The sequence below is a fragment of the Thalassotalea crassostreae genome (assembly GCF_001831495.1).
Classification (GTDB): Bacteria; Pseudomonadota; Gammaproteobacteria; order Enterobacterales; family Alteromonadaceae; genus Thalassotalea_A; species Thalassotalea_A crassostreae.
The window spans coordinates 2,967,163-2,991,654 of record NZ_CP017689.1; the positions used below are offsets into that span (position 1 = coordinate 2,967,163).

Below are 24,492 nucleotides of genomic sequence, written 5' to 3' on the forward strand. Positions count from 1 at the left end.
CATTATACACAACGATAAAGCGAAACAGAAAATTATTTCGACACAATTATATTGCAATGACTGCTTTAATCTTAGTTGAATTACAGGTTAAAATAGAACTATATGTAATAACTTTATAAATTCTTAATTGATGTAGTGCTTGATGAAACGCTACAAATATAAAGATCTTAATGAAGGCGAAGCCTTCTGGACGGTGACTGTGAAAAAACCTGAAAATCAAAGCTTTGAAGAATCAATGCAAGAACTCGAAGGGATTGTTGATAGCCTAGAACAAGGCGATTTATCTCTAGAGCAGTCGATGGCTTTGTTCGAGCGCGGTCTAGGTTTATCGCAAGCTAGCCAAACCAAACTCAACAATGCTGAGCAGAAGATTCAAATTTTGCTCGATAAAAATAATGATCAGACTCTTGAACCGTTTGACGGTGAGGCCGAAGAATTGTGATCAATCTTGAGAACCTTGCTGTTTATCAACAACGCATTAATGATTACTTAAAAGCACAACTGGCGAACATCGAAGTGAACGATCAGCGCCTGTATGATGCAATGGCTTACGGTTTGCTAATTGGCGGAAAGCGCATGCGACCATATTTAGCCTATGCTACCGCTGAAATGCTTGATCTTGAACTAGATGATATTGATCCTATTGCGGCGGCAATTGAATGTATCCATGCTTATTCATTATTACACGATGATTTACCGGCAATGGATGATGATGATCTGCGTCGCGGGCAACTAACATGCCACAAGAAATTCGATGAAGCCACAGCTATATTGGCAGGTGATAGTCTACAAACCTTAGCGTTTGAAATTTTATCAAATCACCAATTTAAGTCTATTAGTGCTCAAAGTCACATTCAGTTATTCAAAATGTTAAGTAATGCTGCTGGCTATAATGGTATGTGTGGCGGACAAGCGATGGATTTGGCTGCGACGGATAAACATGTTGCGCTAGAACAGTTGCAGTTTATTCATAAATTAAAAACCGGTGCATTATTGAAAGCGTCGATATTAATGCCAGCATTATGTCGTGAAGATTTATCTACAGAGACGTTTAATAATTTAAAGCAATTTGCTGAAGACATAGGTTTAGCCTATCAAGTGCACGATGATATTATCGACATTACTAGCAATGAAGAAACACTAGGAAAGCCTGCTGGCTCAGACTTAGAAAGTAATAAATCAACTTACCCTGCACTGCTTGGATTAGAAGGTGCAATGGAAAAAGAACAGCAGTTATTTAAACAAGCACTTTCGACTTTGGATACTTTGCCCTACAATACACGCAATTTATCGAACTTTTCGACGTTTATTATTGAACGTGCCCATTAGAATATAGATTATTTATGACCATAGATTTGTCACATTACCCATTACTGTCAACAATTGATTCGCCTGAGCAATTGCGTGAATACTCGCAAGATCAATTACAACAAATCAGTGATGAATTACGCAGCTACCTACTTAACTCGGTAAGTAAAAGTAGTGGTCATTTTGCGTCTGGCTTAGGTGCAATAGAGCTAACTGTTGCACTGCATTATGTGTATAACACACCGGTTGATAATCTAATTTGGGATGTTGGTCATCAGGCATATCCTCATAAAATTCTTACCGGTCGTCGTGATCAATTACACAGTATTCGACAAAAAGATGGGTTACACCCATTTCCATGGCGCGAAGAAAGTAAATATGACGTATTAAGCGTTGGTCATTCAAGTACATCAATTTCTGCCGCATTAGGCTTAGCCGTTGCCGCAGAAAAAGAAAATAAAGATCGCAAAACTGTTGCCGTAATTGGTGACGGAGCAATGACCGCTGGTATGGCTTTTGAAGCATTAAACCACGGTGGTGATATCAAAAAAGATATGCTGATTGTACTCAATGATAATGAGATGAGTATTTCTGAAAATGTTGGTGCGTTGAATAACCATTTAGCAAAATTATTATCAGGTAGTCTTTATACCGGTTTAAGAGAAAGCTCTAAACGTATTCTAGGGTCAATTCCGCCAATTAAAGAATTAGCCTCTAAAGCAGAAGAACATTTAAAAGGTATGGTTGTACCATCAACGTTCTTTGAAGAGTTAGGCTTTAATTACATTGGTCCAATTGACGGTCATGATGTTAATGGCCTAGTTGATACCATGCGTAATATGCGCAGCTTAAAAGGCCCGCAAATATTGCACGTGATCACCACAAAAGGTAAAGGTTACGAGCAAGCAGAGCAAGATCCTATTAAGTATCATGCGGTTCCTAAATTTGATCCTAGTGAACAACAGCTTCCTAAATCACCGCCAAGTTTACCAACTTACTCTAAGATATTTGGTGATTGGTTATGTGAAACTGCTGAAAATGATGAAAAGCTAATGGCAATTACGCCAGCAATGCGAGAAGGTTCTGGCATGGTTGAATTTAGCCAACGCTATAAAGATCAATACTTTGATGTTGCTATTGCTGAACAGCACGCAGTGACATTTGCTGCAGGTCTGGCAATTGGTGGTAATAACGCCATCGTGGCTATTTATTCGAGCTTTTTACAACGAGCTTACGATCAAATGATCCACGATGTGTGTATTCAAAACTTACCAGTATTATTTGCTATTGATAGAGCGGGTATTGTTGGTGCTGATGGCCCTACTCATCAAGGCTCATTTGATTTATCGTTTATGCGTTGTATACCAAACTTAATCATAATGACGCCAGCAAACGAAGCAGAATGTCGTTTAATGCTTACCACAGGCCATAAGCATAACGGTCCGGCAGCGGTGCGTTATCCTCGTGGCAACGGTATCGGTGTTGAACTACCAAACGTTGATCAAACCATCGAAATTGGTAAAGGTTTAAAGGTTAGAGACGGCAAAGATATTGCTATCTTAAACTTCGGAACAATGCTTACAGAAGCAAACACTGCTGCAGAACAACTAAATGCCACAGTCGTAGATATGCGTTTTGTGAAACCGCTTGATATTGAGCTTATTAACGAGCTAGCGAAATCACATAAGTGTTTTGTTACTGTCGAAGACAATGCGATTGCCGGTGGCGCAGGTTCGGCAATTAATGAATATTTAGCGTCACAAAAACTTAGTATCGAAACATTAAATATCGGCTTACCTGATACCTTTATCAAGCATGGTACGCAGCAAGAAATTCATCAAGAGTTAGGTCTAGACGCTGCCGGTATCGAAGCTAAAATTAGCGAATTTATCGCTAAATAATTGCCATCACTGACAATTTGATACACATCTACAAAGCCTGATGTTTTAACATCAGGCTTTTTTCGCTATATTAAAGTGAATACCTTCGAAAAATTAGCTCCCCTATAAAGGAAATATTATGGCTGGTACTAGCCTCATCGCTTTAATTGATAAGATTGCCGTTGTTCTTGATGACGTCGCACTAATGACTAAGGTCGCTGCTAAGAAAACTGCGGGGGTGTTAGGAGATGATTTAGCACTCAATGCGCAACAAGTTCAAGGTGTTAGGGCAGATAGAGAGCTGCCAGTTGTATGGGCCGTTGCTAAGGGCTCATTTATCAATAAAGTCATCTTAGTACCAAGTGCCTTGCTGATCAGTGCTTTTATTCCAGTACTGATAACCCCATTGCTGATGATTGGTGGCTTATATCTTTGTTTTGAAGGTGTTGAGAAAATTACCCATAGCCTGTTTCGCTCAAAGGCTGAAAAAGAAGAAGAGCATCAACATGATATTCAGGCGCTAGTTGATGAAAATATCGATATGCTCGAGTATGAGCAGGACAAGATAAAAGGTGCAATCAAAACAGACTTTATTCTATCTGCAGAAATTATCGTTATTGCACTTGGTACCGTACAGGATAAAGGGATTCTCGAACAAACAAGCGTTGTTACCTTGATTGCATTATTAATGACTGTTGGTGTTTATGGCTTAGTTGCAGCAATCGTTAAACTCGATGACTTGGGGCTTTACTTAGTCGCTAAAGAAAATGCCAGCAAAATGGCAAAAGCCACAGGAAACTTCCTACTTAGCTTTGCTCCTAAATTAATGAGAACGTTAGCGATTGTTGGTACCGCTGCAATGTTTTTAGTTGGCGGTGGTATCTTAGTTCATGGATTACCTTTTGCTCATCATATGTTGGTTGATATCGAAGCTGGAATTCAATCAACTGTCGCAGCTTGGTTTGCAGCACCAGCATTTAATGCAGTGACGGGTATTATTGCAGGCACTATAGCTTTATTGCTGTTTAAAGCAGTAAGTAAAATAGCGACAATATTTAAGCCTTAATATGCACGAAAATAGAAAAGAGCCCATCATTCCATAGTGCTTCTGGATGGCCCCTTTCAGTGTACCGTGAAAAGAAACGATCGGCTGACTGAATATTCTACATCCTCCGTACTGTTTGTTCCTGCACTAACACAGTCCTAGCACAGTCCTAGCACAGTCCTAGCACACTAAAAATCAAACATAAAAAAACCTGCAAGAGCAGGTTTTTATCTATGTTTAAATGGGCACTATTATTCAGAAATATACTCAACAATTTCTAAACCAAAGCCACCTAATGAATGGTATTTGGTTTGTGAGCTTAATAGGCGCATTTTGTGAACGCCAAGGTTAGCAAGAATTTGCGAACCAACGCCGACGTTGCGTGAGCCAACGTGTTTTTGAATCTCATTCACTTCGATACCGGCATCTTGTTGTGCGTACTTTTCAACCTGCTTAATTAGCTGCTGAGGTGATTCGTGCTTGCCTAGTAATACCAATACGCCGCCTTCTTTACCAATGCGCTCTAAAGCATTGCCAATCGGCCAAGTATTTTTGCTATCACGTGTCGAGAATAATAAATCACGGAATGTGTTTTCTAAATGCACACGAACGAGTGTTGGCTGATCCGGTTTAATTTCACCTTTAGTTAAGGCAAAGTGTGTTTGACCATCAATGGTGTCGGTAAATGCAACTAAATCAAACTCACCAAACTGTGTTGGTAATTTACATTCGCTAACGCGTGTAATTGTGGTTTCGGTCTCGTTTCGATATTCGATTAAATCAGCAATGGTCCCCATTTTCACACCATGCTTTTCTGCAATCACTTCTAAATCTGGACGTCTTGCCATGGTGCCGTCTTCGTTAAGGATCTCAACAATAACAGCTGCTGGTTCACAACCTGCCATACGAGCCAAATCAACACCGGCTTCAGTATGTCCAGCACGGTTTAGGACACCACCATCTTTAGCAATTAATGGGAAGATATGACCTGGTTGCACGATAGAGCGCTTATCGGCATTGGCGTCACAGGCAGCTAATACTGTTGTTGCGCGATCTGCAGCTGAAATACCAGTTGTGACACCACGAGCAGCTTCGATTGAAACAGTAAAGTTTGTGGTAAATTGCGCGTCGTTTTTATCAACCATTAATGGTAAATCTAACTTCTCACACTTTTCACGAGACATTGGCATACAAATCAAACCACGACCATGAGTGGCCATAAAGTTGATTGCTTCTGGCGTAACTTTTTCTGCTGCCATGATGAAATCGCCTTCGTTCTCACGATCTTCATCATCCATCAAGATAACCATTTTACCGGCTTTAATGTCTGCAATGATTTCTTGTGGGGTGTGTAAATTCATATCTTATAAACCTTTATACGTATGCACATTGGCACGTTTTGCATTAAATTAAACGGAATTAAATTGAGTTAAACTGAATTAAATTAATGCTTACTTAATATAACCGCTTTTTAATAGCAGCTCTTCTGTAACACCAGCAGCAGGAGCTTGATCTTGCTGCTTACAAAATAATAATCTTTCAATGTAGCGGGCGATTAAATCTACTTCTAGATTAACCAGCTGTCCCACTTTATAACTACTAATGATAGTTTGTTCTGTCGTATGTGGCACAATCGTTAAACGAAAACGGTTATTTTCAACACTATTTACCGTTAAACTAACACCATCAATAGTAATAGAGCCTTTCTCAGCAACGTATTGTTTGATTTGCTCTGGCAGCTCTAACCAATAATCTATCGAGTTGCCGTTATGTTTAATCGCTTCAATTTTACCAATCGCATCAACGTGACCACTAACCATGTGGCCACCAAAGCGTGTCGTTGGTAACATCGCTTTTTCCAGATTAACCATTTGCCCAGGTTTATAGTTAGCAAAGCCAGTACGAGTTAATGTTTCATTTGAGACGTCGGCGCTATAGCTATTGCAGTCAAATGCAACGACAGTCAAGCAGATGCCATTGGTTGCAATTGAGTCGCCAAGATTTACATCTGACATATCAAGGGTTGAACTATCGACAACGACACGCGCACCAGCTGCGTTTAAATTAATTGCGTTGATTTTGCCAACGGCTTCTACAATTCCGGTAAACATTAATTCCTTTCCGCAAATTACGTTGAGTAATATTAACTATAGTTTTTAGCTACAAATGTCAGCGATAATTCTTAAATCATCACCGACCATACGAACATCTTTAAACGACAATTGTACAGCATCTTTTAGCAAAGTGAGCGTTGGTATATCAAATAATCCAAAACTATTTTCAGCCATTAACTTCGGCGCTTGGTAGAGTATCAATTCATCAACCAATCCGGCACCAATAAACGCACCAGAAAGTCGAGCACCAGACTCTAACCACAACTCATTAAAACCAATTTCGCCTAACTTTGACATAAGTTCGGTTAGGTTCGCTTTACCGTTAATCTCGCTAACATTAAGTTCACTTACAAAGTGAGGCCACTCGGCGGTTTTTTCAAGTGACGTGCGTACTAATATTATTGATGATTGTTGTTTGAATAGCGCTAATGTTAATAATAAAACTGGGGTTAACCTATTTTGACTATCAATAATCACTCGTGTCGGTTGTCGCAGATTTGTCTGTTCAATAGAATCTTTAGCAAACCCTAGTTCTTGATAACGCACATTAAGCGTTGCGTCATCCACTAAAACCGTATCTGCACCACTTATAATGGCACAACTTTTTGCGCGAAACCTTTGCACATCTTGTCTTGCTTTACTTCCTGTTATCCATTTACTTTCACCACTTTGCATGGCAGTTTTGCCATCAAGGCTTGCCGCCATTTTACAACGAAGTAATGGCTTGCCTTGACTCATACGTTTGATAAATCCGGGATTCAAGGTGCGACACGCAGACTCTAATACGCCTGATTCTGTGCTAATGCCAGCATTCTGTAGCATAGTAACGCCACGGCCAGAAACTAAAGGGTTAGGATCGACCATGCCAATAACCACATGCTTAATGCCTGCATCAATCAAACCTTGAGCACATGGCGGTGTTCGACCAAAGTGGCTACACGGTTCGAGCGTTACATAGGCAGTAGCACCATTGATGTCATGACCTAATTCTTTAGCATTAGCGATAGCGTTAACTTCGGCATGGCCTTCACCAGCCTTTCTATGCCACCCTTCACCTATCACTTGATTATTTTTAACCAGCACACAACCAACATTCGGGTTTGGTGACGTCGTATATTGGCCACGCTTTGCCAGTTCAACGGCACGCTGCATATAAGATTCGTTGGTTAATTTTTTGCTAGCTATTTGCTCAGTGTTCACAGATAAAACTCTCACTATCCATCGTTATGCCATGAATGTATAAAATAAACAAAATGTATTGTTAGTCATCACCAAGTCGGGCAATTTCTTCGCCAAACTCTTTGATATCTTCAAATGAACGATAGACTGATGCAAAGCGCACATAAGCCACTTTATCTAAAACTTTGAGTTCATCCATAATTAGGTTACCTAAAATCTCACTTGAGATCTCACGCTCGCCAGTTGCTCTCAATTTTGATTTCAAATGATTGATTGCCAGTTCAATACTTTCGATGCTCACTGGGCGTTTTTCTAATGCTCGTAATAAACCATTTCGCATTTTTTCTTCGTTAAATGGTTCACGAGAGCCATCACGTTTAATTAAACGAGGCATAACTAATTCAGCTGACTCAAACGTTGTATAACGTTCACGACAATCAAGGCATTCGCGACGACGACGAACCTGATGCCCGTCTGATACCAAACGAGAATCTATTACTTTGGTATCTACCGCTGCACAAAATGGACAATGCATAAAATTCCTGTTGTATCTACTTGTTGTATATGACCAAAATTTATTAAAAAAAATGGCCGCTAATAGCGACCATTCTAATCTAATTTAGCTTAGTTTGCATTAAGCATAAACAGGGAATCGAGAACACAATTCTTTCACGTTTTCACGTACCGAATTGATTGTATCTTCGTTGTTGATATCATCTAAAATATCACAAATCCAACCTGTTAATTCTTTTGTTTCAGCAGTACCAAAACCACGACGAGTAATCGCTGGCGTACCTAAACGAAGACCAGATGTTACAAACGGAGAACGTGGATCGTTTGGAACTGAGTTTTTGTTTACTGTGATGTAAGCACGACCTAATGCTGCATCAGCATCTTTACCAGTAATATCTTTATCAATTAAATCTAATAATAATAAGTGGTTTTCTGTGCCGTTAGATACAACTTTGTAGCCACGCTCTTGTAGTACAGCAACCATTGCTTTGGCGTTATCTAATACGTTTTGCTGGTAAACTTTAAACTCAGGTTGTAAAGCTTCTTTAAATGCAACCGCTTTAGCAGCGATGATGTGCATTAAAGGACCACCTTGACCACCAGGAAAAACTGCAGAATTTAATTTCTTCTCAATTGCTTCATCATTACAACCAGAAATAATTAAACCACCACGAGGGCCCGCTAAAGTTTTATGAGTCGTTGTTGTTACAACGTGTGCGTGTGGTACAGGGTTAGGGTAAAGACCCGCAGCAATAAGACCGGCAACGTGTGCCATATCAACCATAAAGTAAGCGTCTACTTTATCAGCGATTTCACGCATTCTTGCCCAATCTACAACACCAGAGAATGCTGAGAAACCACCAATGATCATTTCAGGCTTGTGCTCTAATGCTAGACGCTCAAGTTCTTCATAGTCGATATCACCTGTTTCAGGATGAAGACCATATTGAAATGCTTCGTATGACTTACCAGAAAAGTTTACATGAGAACCGTGAGTTAAATGTCCACCGTGCGCTAGGCTCATACCTAGTACTTTTCCGCCTGGCTTAACAAGTGCTTGGAAAACCGCTGCGTTTGCTTGTGAACCTGCGTGAGGTTGAACGTTTGCATAAGTTGCACCGAATAACTCTTTTGCACGATCGATTGCCAATTGCTCTGCAATATCAACGAACTCACAACCACCGTAATAACGCTTACCAGGGTAACCTTCTGCGTATTTGTTAGTTAATTGCGAACCTTGAGCTTCAAGTACACGAGCGCTACAGTAGTTTTCTGAAGCAATAAGTTCAATGTGGTGTTCTTGACGTTCAGCTTCATTAGTCATTGCTTGATGTAATTCTGCATCGAAATCAGCAATATTCATATCACGAGTTAGCATGGGATTTCCTCTGGTTTAATTATTTATCAACGCTTAAGTGATCATTTAAGCATTAAAAGTGTAATTTATTTAGGCGGGTATTTTGCCCGATCGTAAAGCGCTTGTATATGACTTTCTACTGAGGTCTAATGACTATCATATTCCGATAATAAATAAGGAGCCTAAAGGCCCCTTAAAAACGTTACGATTTACTTTTAGTACAGTAACAATTAGTGGTTTTCAGACACCATATTTACCGTATACTTTGGAATTTCAACGACCAGATCTTCATCAGCAATAATCGCCTGACAACCTAAACGAGATTCAGGTTCTAAACCCCAGGCTTTATCTAGCATATCATCTTCAAGTTCATCACTTTCTTCAAGCGAATCAAAACCTTCACGCACGATCATATGGCAAGTAGTACAAGCACATACTTTTTCACAAGCATGTTCTACACCAATATTGTTCTTTAAAGCGACGTCTAAAACTGTTTCACCAGTATCCGCTTCTACTACTAACCCGTCAGGGCACAACTCTTCATTAGGAAGAAAAATAATTTGTGGCATGATTAAACCTCGTCAACCGAGTGACCTGCTAATGCGGTGCGGATTGAAGAATCCATACGACGCTCAGCAAAAGTCGCGGTAATTTTATCTACTTTTTCAATTGCTTCCTCAATGGCAGCAATATCGTCTAATTGTGAAACCGAATTCATATTAGCCAACTCATGATTGATGGTTGTTAATTCTTCTTCAGTTAATAAATTTTTTCCATCAACAGCTAATGCTGCTGTAACACTTTCAAATACTCGTGCCGCTTCTACTTGCTGCTCTTTTAACATTCGAGCAGCCATATCTTCTTTAGCATTAGTCATCGAATCTTTAAGCATGGTGATAATATCAGTTTCGCCTAAACCAAACGACGGTTTGACTTCAATTGATGATTCAACACCTGTCGATTTTTCCATGGCAGTAACGCTTAGTAAGCCATCCGCATCCACTTTGAAAGTAACTCGTATATGAGCGGCTCCAGCTGTCATTGCAGGAATACCACGTAATTCGAAGCGCGCTAACGAACGACAATCTTCAACAAGTTCACGTTCGCCCTGCAATACATGAATTGCCATCGCTGTTTGACCATCTTTAAAGGTGGTAAATTCTTGCGCTTTAGCGACAGGGATTGTGGTATTTCGATCGATTACTTTTTCAACCAATCCACCCATGGTTTCTAAACCAAGCGACAATGGAATGACATCAAGTAATAACATTTCACTGTCAGGTTTATTTCCAGCTAAAACATCTGCTTGAATCGCTGCGCCTATGGCCACAACTTTATCAGGATCAATTGACGTTAATGGCTGGCGTTTGAAATAGCTGCCTACTTCAGTTCGTACTAATGGCACTCGAGTAGAACCGCCAACCATGACAACTTCTTGCACCTCGTCAGCGCTAACGCCTGCATCTTTTAATGAGCGGCGACAGGCACGCAATGTTTTAGCAACTAATGGCTTAATCAATGCATCAAACTCAGTGCGACTTACCGTACCTGAGTGCTCAGCACCGTCTTCATCGACTAACGTATATTGGGCGCTATCTTTATTACTTAACTGCTCTTTAACTTGGCAAGCAGTGTGCAGAACTTGGCGTTCCATAGAAGCATTTAGTGGTCTTTCTAAAGAGGTATTCGACAAAATATGGTCGACTAAGGCGATATCAAAATCATCACCACCTAAGGCAGAATCACCACCGGTCGCCAATACTTCAAAGACCCCTTTAGACAGTCTTAATATTGAGATATCGAATGTACCACCGCCTAAGTCATAAACCGCAATCACACCTTCTTGACCGCTATCTAAACCATAAGCAACAGCGGCAGCTGTTGGTTCATTCAATAATCGTAAAACATTGACACCAGCAAGCGTTGCAGCATCTTTAGTACTTTGACGTTGTGCATCATCAAAATATGCAGGTACGGTAATAACGACACCTTCTAAGTCGCCACCTAAAGCCGCTTTGGCACGTTCAACAAGATTAGACAGGATTTGTGCTGATACTTGCACTGGATTAATTTCACCAGCACGAGTGCTAATCGTTGGGTGATTATCATCGCCAGCAAACACATAAGGCAACGCTGGATATTTACTTTCGATATCTGCTTTTGAACGGCCAATTAAACGTTTTACCGATACGATAGTATTAGCAGGATCTTCAATAGACAATTCTTTAGCAGCATTACCAACTAAAACTTGTTCAGCTTGATAGCTAACAATTGACGGTAGAATATCATTACCACTTTCATCAACTAATGTTTCCGGAAGGCCACTTTTAACACTAGCAACCAAAGAGTTAGTCGTACCTAAATCGATGCCCGCTGCTAAGCGATGTTGATGAGGAACGGTACTTTGTCCCGGCTCTGCAATTTGTAATAATGCCATAGTGTGTTCTTAGTTCTTTATTTGCTTGTTCTTTATTTACTTCAGGGACTGTTTAGTCAAACAGGCTATCTTCAATTCGCTCAAGTTCAATTTGCAGCTTTTGATAAAACTTCAGTTTACGCAGCAGTCCGCCCGCTTTTTCATTACTTTCTTTTTCATCAATAAGAATAAGCTGTTCAAATTGTTGCCATAAATGCTGAGACTGCACATCTAACGTTTCTTGTGCTGCAAATAACGCTGCATCACTATCAGACGCGTCACTAATATCGGCCAGCATTTCGCGCAGTTCCATTTGCTCCATTAAGAAGCTCACATCACCCACTGTTTCTTGTTCAGAAGGTAACTGGGTATCTCTTAATTTAAGTAAATATTCACCACGAGCGATAGGTAATTTTATCGTTTGATATGCATCGTTAATTTGAGCGGATTTTTGCACAGCAAGAAGCTGTTCTTGAGCCGAAGAATGCGCAAAACGGTCGGGGTGGACCGTTTTTTGTAACGCTTGATATGTTGCAGACAACTCAGTTAAATCAACGCTAAATTTGGCTTCAATGCCAAATAACTGAAAATAATTCAAACTTTAATTCCCAAAAAAATAGCTAGAATAAATCTCTAGCCATTCAACGTTATACGTTAAAGCTCTCACCGCAACCACATTCGCCTTTGGCGTTTGGATTGGTGAATTTGAAGCCTTCATTTAAGCCTTCTTTAACAAAATCGAGTTCGGTACCATCGATGTGTACTAATGATTTTCCATCAACAATGATGTTCACATTATCAATAGTAAATACTTCGTCGTCAGCATTTAAGTCGTCGACGAACTCAAGTACATAGGCAAGTCCAGAACAGCCAGTGGTTTTTATACCAAGACGTAATCCTAAACCTTTACCGCGATTAGCAAGAAACGAACGTACTCGTTCACTTGCCGCTGGCGTCATTGTAATAGCCATGTTTACTACCTAGCCTTCTTGTTTCGCTTTGTAATCTTCAATTGCAGCTTTGATTGCATCTTCCGCTAAAATCGAACAGTGAATTTTCACTGGAGGAAGGGCTAATTCTTCTGAAATATCAGTGTTTTTAATTTCGCCAGCTTCTTCAATAGATTTACCTTTAACCCACTCAGTTACTAAAGAACTTGAGGCGATAGCACTACCACAACCGTAAGTTTTAAATTTAGCATCTTCGATAATGCCTTCGTCATCAATTTTTAATTGTAACTTCATTACGTCACCACAAGCTGGTGCGCCAACCATACCGGTTGCTACTGATGGATCGTTTTTGTCAAATGAACCCACGTTACGTGGATTTTCATAATGATCGATTACTTTTTCACTATAAGCCATAATTTACCCCTAATTTATATTGTTGCACTAATCGCTGCGAGCAAGATTAGTGACCAGCCCACTCTACTGTGTCTAAATCGATACCATCTTGGAACATTTCCCAAAGAGGTGACATATCACGTAGGTGACCAATTGCTTTTTTAATTAATTCAATTGCGTAATCTATTTCTTCAGTTGTGGTAAAACGACCGAAACTAAAACGAATTGAACTGTGCGCCATTTCATCATTTAAACCTAACGCACGTAATACGTATGAAGGTTCAAGACTTGCAGATGTACATGCAGAGCCTGAAGAAACCGCTAAATCTTTCAGAGACATAATCAATGATTCGCCCTCAACGAAGTTGAAGCTCACGTTCAAGTTACCTTGATAACGTTGGTCGAAATCACCGTTTACGAATACTTGTTCCATGTCTTTAATGCCGTTCCATAAACGGTCACGCATTGCAGTTACATGCTCTAAATCTTGTGTCATTTCCGCTTTAGCTAGACGAGCAGCTTCACCGAAACCTACAATTTGATGTGTTGCTAACGTGCCGCTACGCATACCACGTTCATGACCACCACCGTGCATTTGAGCTTCTAAACGGATACGAGGTTTACGACGAACATAAAGTGCACCTATCCCTTTAGGGCCGTACATTTTATGAGCTGAAATAGACAATAAATCTACTTTGGCTGCTTGCATATCAACAGGAATTTTACCTACTGATTGAGCCGCATCTACATGGAAAATAATCTTACGAGAACGACAAAGCTCACCAATTGCTTCGATATCTTGAACAACACCAATTTCATTGTTTACATGCATGATACTTACCAAAACCGTATCATCACGCATTGCTGCTTCTAGCATTTCAACGCTAATAAGGCCATCTGCTGCTGGATCTAAATAGGTAACTTCGAAACCTTGACGTTCTAATTCACGACAAGTATCTAAAACCGCTTTATGTTCTGTTTTTGACGTAATGATGTGCTTACCACGTTTATGGTAAAAATGGGCAGCACCTTTGATAGCAAGGTTATCTGATTCAGTTGCACCTGATGTAAAAACGATTTCACGAGGATCAGCGTTGATAAGATCTGCAATATCGTTACGAGCGATATCAACAGCTTCTTCCGCTTGCCAGCCGAACTTATGCGAACGAGATGCTGGGTTACCAAAGAAACCATCATTCGTCATATATTGCATCATCTTTTCGGCAACACGCTTATCTACAGGTGTTGTTGCTGAATAATCAAGATAAATTGGTAATTTCATGGATTGTTTTTCTCCAACTAAACGGTGGTTTTATTACCACTCGTTAATAATATTTCGTGTTGATATTAAAGTATTTAAGCCTTTAGTGGCATGAGCTGTACTCTCGTGCTCCGCATCTTGGCGACTTGATACTTTTTGAACGTCACCTTGATTGACTAAATCACTCAAGGTAATGCTACTTAAAAAATCAGCGATACGTTCGCTTAAACCGTGCCATAAGTTATGGGTTAAACATTGCTGACCGGCTTGGCAATTGCCTTTACCTTGACAGCGAGTTGCATCCACGCTTTCATCGACCGCACTAATTACATCTGCGACTGCAATTGCAGCGCTACAGCGTCCAAGACGGTAACCACCGCCTGGTCCACGTACACTATTGACTAGGCCATTCTTACGTAATCGTGAAAACAATTGCTCTAAGTAAGACAATGAAATACCTTGGCGCTCAGAAATATCTGCTAAAGGTACAGGACCACTTTCAGCGTGGATAGCCACGTCAAGCATTGCTGTAACCGCATAACGGCCTTTAGATGTAAGTTTCATTTTTTCACCCTGACTTTCTACAATTCGTGTAAAAAAAGCAGTTTATTAACTAATAAATTTCATTTTTTCGTTTTTCTAAATCCCTAAATTTTCGAGCAATAACAAGGGATGTAGCGCGCATTTTACATAACCAAGTAAATTAGTCAAGTAAATACCCAACCATTTTACTCAGGTATTCCTTGATTGGCAATATTAATTACGAAATGGGTTAGATGAATTGGCTATAAACAATTATTTATTTCTTGCCTCAGCAGTTCGATCAATTGACGCGAGAATGCCACGTAGCATTTTTAATTCTTTACCATCAGGTCGGGCACGGTTAAATAGTCGACGAACTTTTGTCATTATCATGCCAGGGTGCTTTGGTTGCACAAAACCAGTTTTCTTCATCGCAGATTCAAAATGCTCATAAAAACGCTCAGTTTCTTCTACTAACGGATATTCACTTTCTTCTTCTGCAACAACATCTGACTCTTTCTTTTCGAATTGTGCTTGCTCTGCTTCTAAGAAATTCATACGAATTTCATAGCTAAGGGTTTGTACCGCCATAGCTAAATTAAGCGAACTGTATTCTGGGTTTGCCGGAATTGCTACGTGATAATGACAAAGCTGCAATTCTTCGTTAGTCAAACCCGAGCTTTCACGGCCAAACACTAAAGCAACAGGATATTTCTGACCTTCTTCGACGAACTTCTGTCCACAACTTCTTGGCTCTAACATCGGCCAAGGAAGCGTACGAGAGCGAGCGCTAGTACCAACAACTAAACCACAATCCGTTATCGCTTCTTCCATTGTCGCAACAACTTTGGCGTTCGCTAATACATCAGTTGCACCTGCCGCTAATGCTTGCGCTTGACCGTTAGGCAATTCGATCGGGTCAACTAAAACCAAGTTCTTTAAGCCCATGGTTTTCATGGCGCGGGCGGCACTACCTATATTTCGGCAATCGGAAGTATTTACAAGGACAATGCGAACATTCTCTAACATAGCAGCAATCTTAATTTTAATGGGTTGTTCAATTTGGCGGCGATTTTATCACAATTACACTCGATTGTTAGCAAAAATTAGCGAAATTGATTACAAATTAGAACAAATTTTTTATTCGCTTAATCAACCGTAAAATCAATATTTTAAAAATGTTTAATATAAGTAAACCTACTGTTTCACTTATGTTTTTGAGCAAAACCTGCATTTATCGACTATAAATAATCATCATCTTTGCAATTTCACTTGCGATTCGCTTATTAAATTTTTATTTGTTATAATGCGCGCCGCAAAATACTGACGAATGAGTTGGTATTGAAATTGTTCTTTATAAAAATAGGGTAGTCTGAATATGCATCCGATGCTAAATATCGCCGTGCGCGCTGCGCGTGGAGCCGGTAGTTTAATTGCACGCGCTTTCGAAAACGCTGATAAAGTGGAAGTAGAAGCAAAAGGCAGCAACGACTTTGTTACAAACGTAGACAAAGACGCTGAACAAACAATTATTTATACGATTCAAAAGTCGTATCCAAAGCACACCATCATTGGTGAAGAATGTGGCATCATTACTGGTGAAGATAATGACTACCAATGGATCATCGACCCTATCGATGGTACAACAAATTTTGTTAAAGGCATTCCTCACTTCGCTGTATCTATTGCTTTAAAAGTAAAAGGCAAATTAGACCAAGCTGTTATTTATGATCCAATTCGTGGCGAATTATTTACTGCAAGCCGCGGTAACGGTGCACAATTTAACAATGCCCGTGTGCGTGTTAAAGCTCATAAAGAATTAGCCGGTACAATCTTAGCAACAAGTTTCCCACATAAACAAAAAGCAAGTACTGACGCATACATGGGTATGTTCAAAGACTTATTCTTAAAAGCTGCTGATGTTCGCAGTGGCAGTTGCCCTTCGTTAGACTTAGCTTACGTAGCTTCAGGTCGTGTTGACGGTTACTTCCAAATGGGTACTAAACCTTGGAATACTGCTGCCGGTGAATTAATGGCAATTGAAGCTGGTGGTTTGGTAACAGACTTTACTGGCGGTCACAATCATTCTAAATCTGGTAATATCGTTGCTGCAAGCCCGCGTTTAACAAAAGAAATGTTAACGGTTATGCGCCCTCATTTATCGCCAGCGATGAAACTGTAGTAACAATAATTGAATTATAACTATTAAAGCGTCTAACGCTTAAGTAGTTAATTTGGTACTCTAAAGCCTAGATGTTGTATGCATCTAGGCTTTTTATTTTGAGAAAGATTTCTTATAAGAGTTTTCGGTTCTACTTCTGCTTTGTGCCATTAGCTGCCCGTTAGCAACCTCTAATATAAGAGAAATTTAATAAAGAATTTGGGACTGCTGTTGGTTAAACTTTTATCTTTGCCTACGAAGTTAAAACAATGCCAACTATCAAGTAAAAAAGGATACAGTTTAGTGCTAAAACTAGCTTTAAGCTTACAATACTTATTTCTGTAAAGGTCTTCATTAAATTCAATGGATTGTAATAAAAAAAGAATACTTTCTTCGTGTGGTTGATGTCTGACTTTGCAAACGCTCCATCAAATATATCTTTGTACAAACTAGGTAACTTATTCTTTAAGGAGAAATATACATACATTTGTAATACAACCGAGAAGAGTATTAAACCTAACAAGTATTCAGTCATTTTAATCCGTTAAATTATCATAGTTAAGAGGCTGGTTATCGCTCGCAGCGGTCGCTCGCCACTGCATTTATTAATCAATAACTTACGCTAGATTCTAGACCGACGCAAATGTGCCACTTGCCGTCATTCAACTTTGGCTAACTTGTTATCGTTATCTCTCTTCCAACGTGGGTTTTGCCAATGCAGGTAGAATGGAGCCTTATAGTACAAGGATAAAGCTATAATATTAGAGATACATAAAAGTATGTAAAACACCCACCAGTTTGAGTAGTAGATAATATCTTGCTTTAAAATTAGTATTAAAACGGTGACTGCACATACAGCCCAAGCGGGATACATATCGCTATAATTAATTTTTAAAATTGACTGGCAAGTTCGACATTCAACCCCAAATCCATTCATATAAGAAATCCTATCTACTAATGTGATATGCCTGTCACAAACAAGACAGTGAGTTTTGGATTTTTCAGGTGATTTAGACATTATTTATTATTCTAGTGATTTTTATTATTGGCATTAAAAGAGTTTAGGTTAAGCTTTATTTTACTTCCGCTTATCGCTCATTATAGCCCTTGGGCTTTTGATTTAACTTACGTTATTTTCTAGTACGACGCAAATGTGCCATTGTGAGACGGTCAATAAACCGGTTAAAAAACGCCAAAGCAGCGTATGCATATTCAGAAAAATTATACCGTCATTACGGCGCAGGCCGTAACCCCTTTCAGGTTCGAAGTGGCTTTATTATATGCGCTTTTAACGGCTCGCTATTACTGGAGGAGGTTGCGTTCTGCAACGCAATGACGGTGCGCACTTTCTTATTCTGAGCGCGCTTCTTTGGCGCTCTTTATCGGATATTTTTTAGCTCGTCTAATCGCTCTAACTGGAAGCAGAACCTCCGCTTTACTTAACTCTATCCTAGTGAAAATTATGAGGATGTAAACCCACAATATAAAACATAAAATTTGCGCACAGGGTCGACTTGCTCCCAGAATCAAACTGAAGCGCCGAAACGATACCATCCCTGGTGTTTTGGCATACCTTCATAATTAGGAAATAATAGAGAGCGTCGCTGACTTGAATGGATTCACTAGTGCCGTGGTCACATGGATGTGAAGGAACGGCGACTGGTTCGGGTAAGGCACACGAACAAACCATCATCCCTGATGAATTCGATGTAGGTACATCCTGTACCCAAAAAAAAGGCAGCTAACGCTGCCTTATCATTATCTGTTTTCACCCGTTATAGAGGGAAACCTTCTTGATCGACACCTTCTTTTTCAACTTCTTCAGGGATAAGATCTTCTTTCGAGATACCTAAACCTAATGCTACCGTTGAAGCAACATAGATTGACGAGTATGTACCAATGATAATACCGAACAATAATGCTGTTGAGAAACCGTGAATTAGGGCGCCACCTTTAAAGAACAATGCTAGCAATACTAGGAATGTCGTTAAAGAGGTGATCATGGTACGACTAAGCGTTTGCGTTAAAGAAATATTAATGATTTCTTCCGGCGAACCTTTACGTACTTTTCTGAAGTTCTCACGAATACGGTCAGATACAACAATTGTATCGTTGAGCGAGTAACCTATTACCGCAAGTACCGCGGCTAATACTGTTAAGTCAAACTCTAAACCCAATACTGAGAACAAGCCGAGAGTTAAAATAACATCGTGTGCAAGTGCCGTTACTGAACCTAATGCAAAGCGCCATTCAAATCGAAACGCAACATACACTAAGATACAGATAAGTGCTGTTAGCATTGCTAAACCGCCCTGCTCAGTTAGTTCATCACCAACACCAGCACCTACAAACTCAATACGACGCATAGTGATGTTATCACCAGTACCTTGCTCTAGAATGCTTAAGATCTGATTACCTAACATTTCAGCTTTAACGCCGTCTCGTTGACCTAATCGAATCAATACATCATTTGCGTTACCGAAAAGTTGAACAATCGCATCATCGTAACCGCCACTTTCCATTACCGCTCGGATCTTACCAAGGTCGGCAGGTTGCTCAAAACCAACTTCAAGTAACGTACCACCAGTAAAATCTAAGCCCCAATTTAATTTATTGGTTGCCAACGAGGCAAGTGAGCCAATAACTAAGAGAATACTTATTATTGAAGCTACCTTTCTGTATGACATAAAGGCTAATGTGTCTTTAATTTTTAATAATTGCATAATTAATTCCTAGCCTAAATTGAAAGCTTATCAATTTTCTTACCACCCCATAGCGCGTTCACACACGCTCGTGTACCTATAATTGAGGTAAACATTGAAGTAATAATACCGATTGAAAGAGTTACGGCGAAACCTTTAATTGGGCCAGTACCTACAGCAAATAGGATTAAAGCAGCAATTAGCGTTGTAATATTGGCGTCAAAAATTGTCGAGAACGCAGAGTCATAACCTTGATGAATCGACTGCTGAACAGTTTTTCCTGCCCTGATTTCTTCTCGTATCCGCTCAAAGATAAGGACGTTCGCATCGACCGCCATACCAACAGTAAGAACGATACCTGCCATACCTGGTAGCGTTAAAGTCGCTCCTGGAATTAATGACATAATACCAACGATTAATACCAAGTTTGCTGCAAGTGCTAAGTTAGCAATAACACCAAATTTACGGTAGTAAACCATCATAAATAATAATACTAAAGCAAAGCCCCATAAGATGGCTTGCATACCTAGCTCAACGTTTTCAGCACCAAGTGAAGGACCAACTGTTCGCTCTTCTACAATCGCAATTGGTGCAATCAAGGCACCAGCACGAAGTAAAAGTGCCAAGTTGTGAGCCGCTGCAGGTGAGTCTTGACCAGTAATGCGGAAGCTCTTACCAAGACGAGCTTGAATAGTTGCAACACTGATAACTTCTTGATGTTGAGTAAACTTCAAGCTGCCATCGGCATTTTTCTCGCCAGTTGCTTTTGATTCAATAAATACCGTCGCCATTGGCTTACCGATATTATCTTTGGTCGCATTTGAGAATAAGCTACCACCTTTGTTATCTAAATCGATATTAACTTGCGGTTGGCTAGTTTGTTGATCAAGTGATGATGTTGCACCTATGATGTGCTCACCACGTAACATGATGCGCTTTTTCAATAACTGAGGACGACCATCTTGTTCATAAACTAAAAATGAACCTGGAGGAACTCGACCGTTTACAGCGTCATAAACATCGTGCTCTTGGTCAACCATATGAAATTGTAAGGTTGCAGTTGCACCTAAAATCTCTTTCGCTAATGCAGTATCTTGGATACCCGGTAATTCAACAACAATATGCTTTGCACCTTGACGTTGAACTAAAGGTTCAGCAACACCTAGCTCATTTACACGATTACGTATAATGGTAATGTTTTGCTGTAGAGCATATTCACGAGTTTCTTTTAACTTGGCATCAGTCATTGTTACTCGTAACGAAAGATTATCTTCGTTATCAACAAATAAATAGTCGCCATAGGTGCGTTTTAAAACGTCTTCACCACTGCTTAAGTCTGCCGTGTCTTTAAATATAACTTCAACGCCGTTGCCAAACTCTTTTACACCACGATAGCGAATTTTTGCATTTCGTAATTGAGTACGAAAATCGCCAACCATGTCTTCTTGCACACGATTCATTGCTGTTTTCATGTCTACTTCCATTAAGAAGTGAACACCACCAGATAAATCGAGACCAAGTTTCATTGGCACACCACCAAGACTAGCTAGCCAGTCAGGTGTTGCTGGAGTTAAATTTAAAGCAACTGAATATTCATTACCTAATTTTTTAGATATCAACTTTTTCGCTGCTTGCTGTGCTTCATAGTCACTAAACGTAACCATAACTTGGCCGTTTTTAAGTGCAGCACTTTGATATGTTGTTTGTGATGAATCGAGCTCAGCTTTCACTAAATCAAGTGTTGCTAAGTCAGCTTTTACACCTTTTGTACCAGAAATCTGTACAGCTGGATCTTCACCATAATAGTTGGGTAATGCGTAAAGCGAGCCAAGGGCGATGATAATCACCACCATTAACGACTTCCACAATGGGTATTTGTTTAACACAATTTTTCCTTACAGAGACTTCATAGTCCCTTTTGGTAATACTGCAGAAACTGCACCTTTTTGTACTGTTAGCTCAATACCTTCAGCAACAGTTACTTTAATAAAGTCTTTTTCGTCTGATACTTTTGATACTTTACCAACAACGCCACCTTGAGTTAGTACTTCATCGCCTTTAGCAATTGCTGCCATTAAGTTTTTGTGCTCTTTAACACGCTTTGCTTGTGGGCGGTAAATCATGAAATAAAATACCACACCAAACACTAACAACATAAGCAACATTTCCATGCCACCGCCTTGTTGTGCTGGTTCGCCGGCTGCATAAGCTTTGCTAATAAATAAATCCATATGATCCTCTAACTTCTATTTTAATTAAATTTTAATAATGAAAAACAAACTTTATCGTTATTATTTTTCTTCGTTTGTATTTGACTTCAATGGTGGAACTTCAAGCCCTCTTTGGGCATAAAATTCTGCAACAAATTCGTCTAATTTACCTTGCTCGATAGCATCGCGCAATCCTTGCATTACTTTTTGATAAAAATGCAAATTGTGCATGGTATTCAATTGCGAACCTAATATCTCATTACACTTATCTAAATGATGTAAATAGGCACGCGAATAATTTTTACAGGTATAGCAATCACACTCAGGATCTAATGGTCCAGTATGTGTTTTATTAACCGCATTCCTGATTTTTATCACACCCGTACTAACGAATAAGTGTCCATTACGAGCGTTACGTGTAGGCATTACGCAGTCGAACATATCGATACCGCGTCGCACACCTTCAACTAAGTCTTCAGGCTTGCCCACTCCCATTAGATATCGGGGCTTATTTTCAGGAATCAAGTCTGGCGTATGATCTAATATTTTGATCATCTCTTCTTTTGGCTCACCTACCGATAAACCACCGATAGCATAACCGTCAAAATCAATATCCAATAGTCCGGCAGCACTCACTTCACGCAAGTCTTCATACATGCCGCCTTGAACAATACCAAACAAAGCCGATTTATTATCACCGTGAGCTGACTTTGAGCGTTTAGCCCAACGAAGCGAAAGCTCCATTGAATCTTTAGCTTCTTGATGCGTTGCAGGGTACGGCGTACATTCATCAAAAATCATCACTACATCTGAACCAAGGCTACGTTGAACTTCCATCGAACGCTCTGGAGTAAGCATGATCTTCTCACCGTTCACTGGCGAGCGAAACTCTACCCCTTTTTCCGTAATTTTACGCATTTGGCCAAGACTAAATACTTGGAAACCACCTGAATCGGTTAAGATCGGCTTATCCCAATTCATAAAGCCATGAAGACCGCCATGCTGTTCGATAATGTCAGTCCCAGGACGCAACATTAAATGGAAAGTATTGCCGAGAATGATATGAGCGCCAGTTGCTTTTACTTCTTCGGTTTTCATACCTTTAACAGTACCGTATGTACCGACGGGCATAAATGCAGGTGTTTCAACAACACCTCGGTCAAACGTCAAGCGACCACGACGAGCTTTACCATCTTTTTTGATTAAATCATATTTCATTTTTTTTCCTTACCATGTAGCGAAACAGGCCACAGGTTTGTTTTAACAATTTAGCTAGTTTCTAAATTGCCGTTTTATTAATAATTAGCGAGTCTAATTATTAACTAGTTTTATCTATTTCGCCTGTTGGCGCGTTAAAAACATAGCGTCACCGTAGCTAAAGAAACGATACTTTTCCTCAATCGCGACTTTATAGGCATTCATCATATGCTCATATCCGGCAAAGGCACTGACTAACATTAATAGTGTTGACTCTGACAGATGAAAATTTGTGATCAGCGCATCAATTAGCTGAAATTCATAACCTGGGGTGATAAAAATATCGGTATCACCATAAAATTCAGCTAACGGCTTATCGTTTTGTAATGCAAATTGCGCTGCGCTTTCCAATGAACGAACCGATGTAGTACCAACTGCTACTACTCGATTTCCTGCTGCTTTAGTGGCATTGATTGCTTCAACAACCTCTTGGCTCACTTCAACATATTCAGAATGCATTACGTGATCTTCAATTTTGTCTACTCGCACTGGCTGAAAAGTTCCTGCACCTACATGCAAAGTAATAAATGCTAGTTGAACGCCTTTTTCTTTTAATCTATCTAGTAACTGATTCTCAAAATGTAATCCGGCAGTTGGCGCCGCTACCGCGCCTGGCTTTTCATTGTAAACCGTTTGATAACGTTCTTTGTCCGAGTTTTCATCTGGGCGATCGATATACGGAGGCAGCGGCATATGACCGATATCTTCTAAAATATCGAATACACTTTCTTCACCTGAAAATTCAATCTCGAACAAGGCATCATGGCGGGCAACCATGGTCGCTTTTACTTTGCCTTCAAGTAATAATTCATTGCCAGGTTTAGGTGACTTACTACAACGAACATGGGCAAGTACGCGATGTTGATCGAGTACACGCTCAACCAACATTTCAAATTTTCCACCGCTGGCCTTGGTACCGAATACACGAGCAGGGATCACACGAGTATTATTGAAAACCAATAAGTCACCGGCATTTAATTGATCAATAATTTGATCGAAACTTAAATGTTCTAAGTCGCCGCTATTGCCATCAACAGACATCAATTTCGATGCACTTCGCTCAGCCTGCGGATAACGAGCAATTAACTCGTTAGGAAGTTCGAAAGAAAAATCAGAAACTCGCATAAATCACACCAAACCTTATCTAAATTACCGTCATAAATTTCTCTAAATCCTTGTTTTGAATGACAACAAAATAGGTTTAAAAACTCTGTAATTAGACAG

Annotated in this window: 24 protein-coding genes; 6 read left to right on the forward strand and 18 right to left on the reverse strand. The window is 39.8% G+C overall.

Going from position 1 to position 24,492, the window contains the following annotated elements; all coding sequences use genetic code 11:
- The first annotated feature begins 193 nt into the window (after nucleotides 1-193).
- From LT090_RS12715 to LT090_RS12730, 4 genes are all read left to right on the forward strand, one after another.
- Nucleotides 194-442 carry an exodeoxyribonuclease VII small subunit gene (locus LT090_RS12715; RefSeq protein ID WP_068545795.1) on the forward strand — a complete coding sequence of 83 codons (249 nt, stop codon included), beginning with the start codon at nucleotides 194-196 and terminating at the stop codon, nucleotides 440-442.
- Nucleotides 439-1,329: a (2E,6E)-farnesyl diphosphate synthase gene (gene ispA / locus LT090_RS12720; RefSeq protein ID WP_198360668.1), complete on the forward strand. Its 891-nt coding sequence runs from the start codon at nucleotides 439-441 to the stop codon at nucleotides 1,327-1,329. The genes LT090_RS12715 and ispA overlap by 4 nt, the downstream gene beginning before the upstream one ends.
- A gap of 14 nt (nucleotides 1,330-1,343) precedes the next feature.
- Nucleotides 1,344-3,209, forward strand: a complete 1,866-nt coding sequence (gene dxs / locus LT090_RS12725; protein ID WP_068545601.1) for a 1-deoxy-D-xylulose-5-phosphate synthase — start codon at nucleotides 1,344-1,346, stop codon at nucleotides 3,207-3,209.
- A 118-nt stretch (nucleotides 3,210-3,327) separates the two neighbouring features.
- Entirely contained in the window at nucleotides 3,328-4,254 is a 927-nt protein-coding gene (locus LT090_RS12730; protein WP_068545600.1) for a DUF808 domain-containing protein, read from the forward strand.
- A gap of 230 nt (nucleotides 4,255-4,484) precedes the next feature.
- Here LT090_RS12730 and ribBA read toward each other — a convergent pair whose 3' ends face one another.
- The 13 genes from ribBA to trmJ all read right to left on the reverse strand — a co-directional run bounded on the left by ribBA (nucleotide 4,485) and on the right by trmJ (nucleotide 15,967).
- A complete protein-coding gene (gene ribBA, locus LT090_RS12735) occupies nucleotides 4,485-5,594 on the reverse strand; it encodes a bifunctional 3,4-dihydroxy-2-butanone-4-phosphate synthase/GTP cyclohydrolase II (RefSeq protein ID WP_068545599.1) in 1,110 nt (369 codons plus the stop codon).
- Between the two features lie 90 nt (nucleotides 5,595-5,684).
- Entirely contained in the window at nucleotides 5,685-6,344 is a 660-nt protein-coding gene (locus tag LT090_RS12740; protein ID WP_068545598.1) for a riboflavin synthase, read from the reverse strand.
- 45 nt (nucleotides 6,345-6,389) lie between these two features.
- Complete coding sequence (gene ribD, locus LT090_RS12745; RefSeq protein ID WP_068545793.1) at nucleotides 6,390-7,499, reverse strand: bifunctional diaminohydroxyphosphoribosylaminopyrimidine deaminase/5-amino-6-(5-phosphoribosylamino)uracil reductase RibD; 1,110 nt, start codon at nucleotides 7,497-7,499, stop codon at nucleotides 6,390-6,392.
- Nucleotides 7,500-7,608: 109 nt separating this feature from the next.
- Nucleotides 7,609-8,061: a transcriptional regulator NrdR gene (gene nrdR, locus LT090_RS12750; RefSeq protein WP_068545597.1), complete on the reverse strand. Its 453-nt coding sequence runs from the start codon at nucleotides 8,059-8,061 to the stop codon at nucleotides 7,609-7,611.
- A 99-nt stretch (nucleotides 8,062-8,160) separates the two neighbouring features.
- Nucleotides 8,161-9,417 (reverse strand): serine hydroxymethyltransferase, encoded by a 1,257-nt coding sequence (glyA, locus tag LT090_RS12755; protein ID WP_068545596.1) that lies wholly within the window; start codon nucleotides 9,415-9,417, stop codon nucleotides 8,161-8,163.
- 209 nt (nucleotides 9,418-9,626) lie between these two features.
- Nucleotides 9,627-9,965 (reverse strand): ISC system 2Fe-2S type ferredoxin, encoded by a 339-nt coding sequence (gene fdx, locus LT090_RS12760; RefSeq protein ID WP_068545595.1) that lies wholly within the window; start codon nucleotides 9,963-9,965, stop codon nucleotides 9,627-9,629.
- Between the two features lie 2 nt (nucleotides 9,966-9,967).
- The gene (gene hscA / locus LT090_RS12765; RefSeq protein WP_068545594.1) at nucleotides 9,968-11,833 is read right to left on the reverse strand and encodes a Fe-S protein assembly chaperone HscA; all 1,866 of its coding nucleotides are present in this window, start codon (nucleotides 11,831-11,833) and stop codon (nucleotides 9,968-9,970) included.
- A 52-nt stretch (nucleotides 11,834-11,885) separates the two neighbouring features.
- The gene (gene hscB, locus LT090_RS12770) at nucleotides 11,886-12,410 is read right to left on the reverse strand and encodes a co-chaperone HscB (protein ID WP_068545593.1); all 525 of its coding nucleotides are present in this window, start codon (nucleotides 12,408-12,410) and stop codon (nucleotides 11,886-11,888) included.
- 49 nt (nucleotides 12,411-12,459) lie between these two features.
- The gene (gene iscA / locus LT090_RS12775) at nucleotides 12,460-12,783 is read right to left on the reverse strand and encodes an iron-sulfur cluster assembly protein IscA (protein WP_068545592.1); all 324 of its coding nucleotides are present in this window, start codon (nucleotides 12,781-12,783) and stop codon (nucleotides 12,460-12,462) included.
- Nucleotides 12,784-12,792: 9 nt separating this feature from the next.
- Nucleotides 12,793-13,176: a Fe-S cluster assembly scaffold IscU gene (gene iscU / locus LT090_RS12780; protein ID WP_068545591.1), complete on the reverse strand. Its 384-nt coding sequence runs from the start codon at nucleotides 13,174-13,176 to the stop codon at nucleotides 12,793-12,795.
- A gap of 46 nt (nucleotides 13,177-13,222) precedes the next feature.
- The gene (locus LT090_RS12785; RefSeq protein WP_068545590.1) at nucleotides 13,223-14,437 is read right to left on the reverse strand and encodes an IscS subfamily cysteine desulfurase; all 1,215 of its coding nucleotides are present in this window, start codon (nucleotides 14,435-14,437) and stop codon (nucleotides 13,223-13,225) included.
- A gap of 33 nt (nucleotides 14,438-14,470) precedes the next feature.
- Nucleotides 14,471-14,980: a Fe-S cluster assembly transcriptional regulator IscR gene (gene iscR, locus LT090_RS12790; protein ID WP_068545589.1), complete on the reverse strand. Its 510-nt coding sequence runs from the start codon at nucleotides 14,978-14,980 to the stop codon at nucleotides 14,471-14,473.
- Nucleotides 14,981-15,211: 231 nt separating this feature from the next.
- Nucleotides 15,212-15,967, reverse strand: coding sequence for a tRNA (cytosine(32)/uridine(32)-2'-O)-methyltransferase TrmJ (gene trmJ, locus LT090_RS12795; RefSeq protein WP_068545588.1), 756 nt, complete (start codon nucleotides 15,965-15,967; stop codon nucleotides 15,212-15,214).
- A 349-nt stretch (nucleotides 15,968-16,316) separates the two neighbouring features.
- On the opposite strand from trmJ, the gene suhB reads away from it, so the two are divergent.
- Together suhB and LT090_RS17215 are read left to right on the forward strand one after the other, a co-directional pair.
- On the forward strand, nucleotides 16,317-17,120 hold the full coding sequence (gene suhB / locus LT090_RS12800) for an inositol-1-monophosphatase (RefSeq protein WP_068545587.1): 804 nt from the start codon (nucleotides 16,317-16,319) through the stop codon (nucleotides 17,118-17,120).
- Nucleotides 17,121-18,712: 1,592 nt separating this feature from the next.
- Nucleotides 18,713-18,844: a hypothetical protein gene (locus LT090_RS17215; RefSeq protein WP_257785270.1), complete on the forward strand. Its 132-nt coding sequence runs from the start codon at nucleotides 18,713-18,715 to the stop codon at nucleotides 18,842-18,844.
- 30 nt (nucleotides 18,845-18,874) lie between these two features.
- Here LT090_RS17215 and secF read toward each other — a convergent pair whose 3' ends face one another.
- The 5 genes from secF to queA form a co-directional block, all read right to left on the reverse strand.
- On the reverse strand, nucleotides 18,875-19,822 hold the full coding sequence (gene secF / locus LT090_RS12815; RefSeq protein WP_068547157.1) for a protein translocase subunit SecF: 948 nt from the start codon (nucleotides 19,820-19,822) through the stop codon (nucleotides 18,875-18,877).
- Nucleotides 19,823-19,836: 14 nt separating this feature from the next.
- Complete coding sequence (secD, locus tag LT090_RS12820; RefSeq protein ID WP_068547158.1) at nucleotides 19,837-21,687, reverse strand: protein translocase subunit SecD; 1,851 nt, start codon at nucleotides 21,685-21,687, stop codon at nucleotides 19,837-19,839.
- A gap of 9 nt (nucleotides 21,688-21,696) precedes the next feature.
- Nucleotides 21,697-22,032: a preprotein translocase subunit YajC gene (gene yajC / locus LT090_RS12825; RefSeq protein ID WP_068547159.1), complete on the reverse strand. Its 336-nt coding sequence runs from the start codon at nucleotides 22,030-22,032 to the stop codon at nucleotides 21,697-21,699.
- A 60-nt stretch (nucleotides 22,033-22,092) separates the two neighbouring features.
- On the reverse strand, nucleotides 22,093-23,229 hold the full coding sequence (gene tgt, locus LT090_RS12830) for a tRNA guanosine(34) transglycosylase Tgt (protein WP_068547160.1): 1,137 nt from the start codon (nucleotides 23,227-23,229) through the stop codon (nucleotides 22,093-22,095).
- Nucleotides 23,230-23,343: 114 nt separating this feature from the next.
- Entirely contained in the window at nucleotides 23,344-24,393 is a 1,050-nt protein-coding gene (gene queA / locus LT090_RS12835; protein ID WP_068547161.1) for a tRNA preQ1(34) S-adenosylmethionine ribosyltransferase-isomerase QueA, read from the reverse strand.
- Between the last annotated feature and the right edge of the window lie 99 nt (nucleotides 24,394-24,492).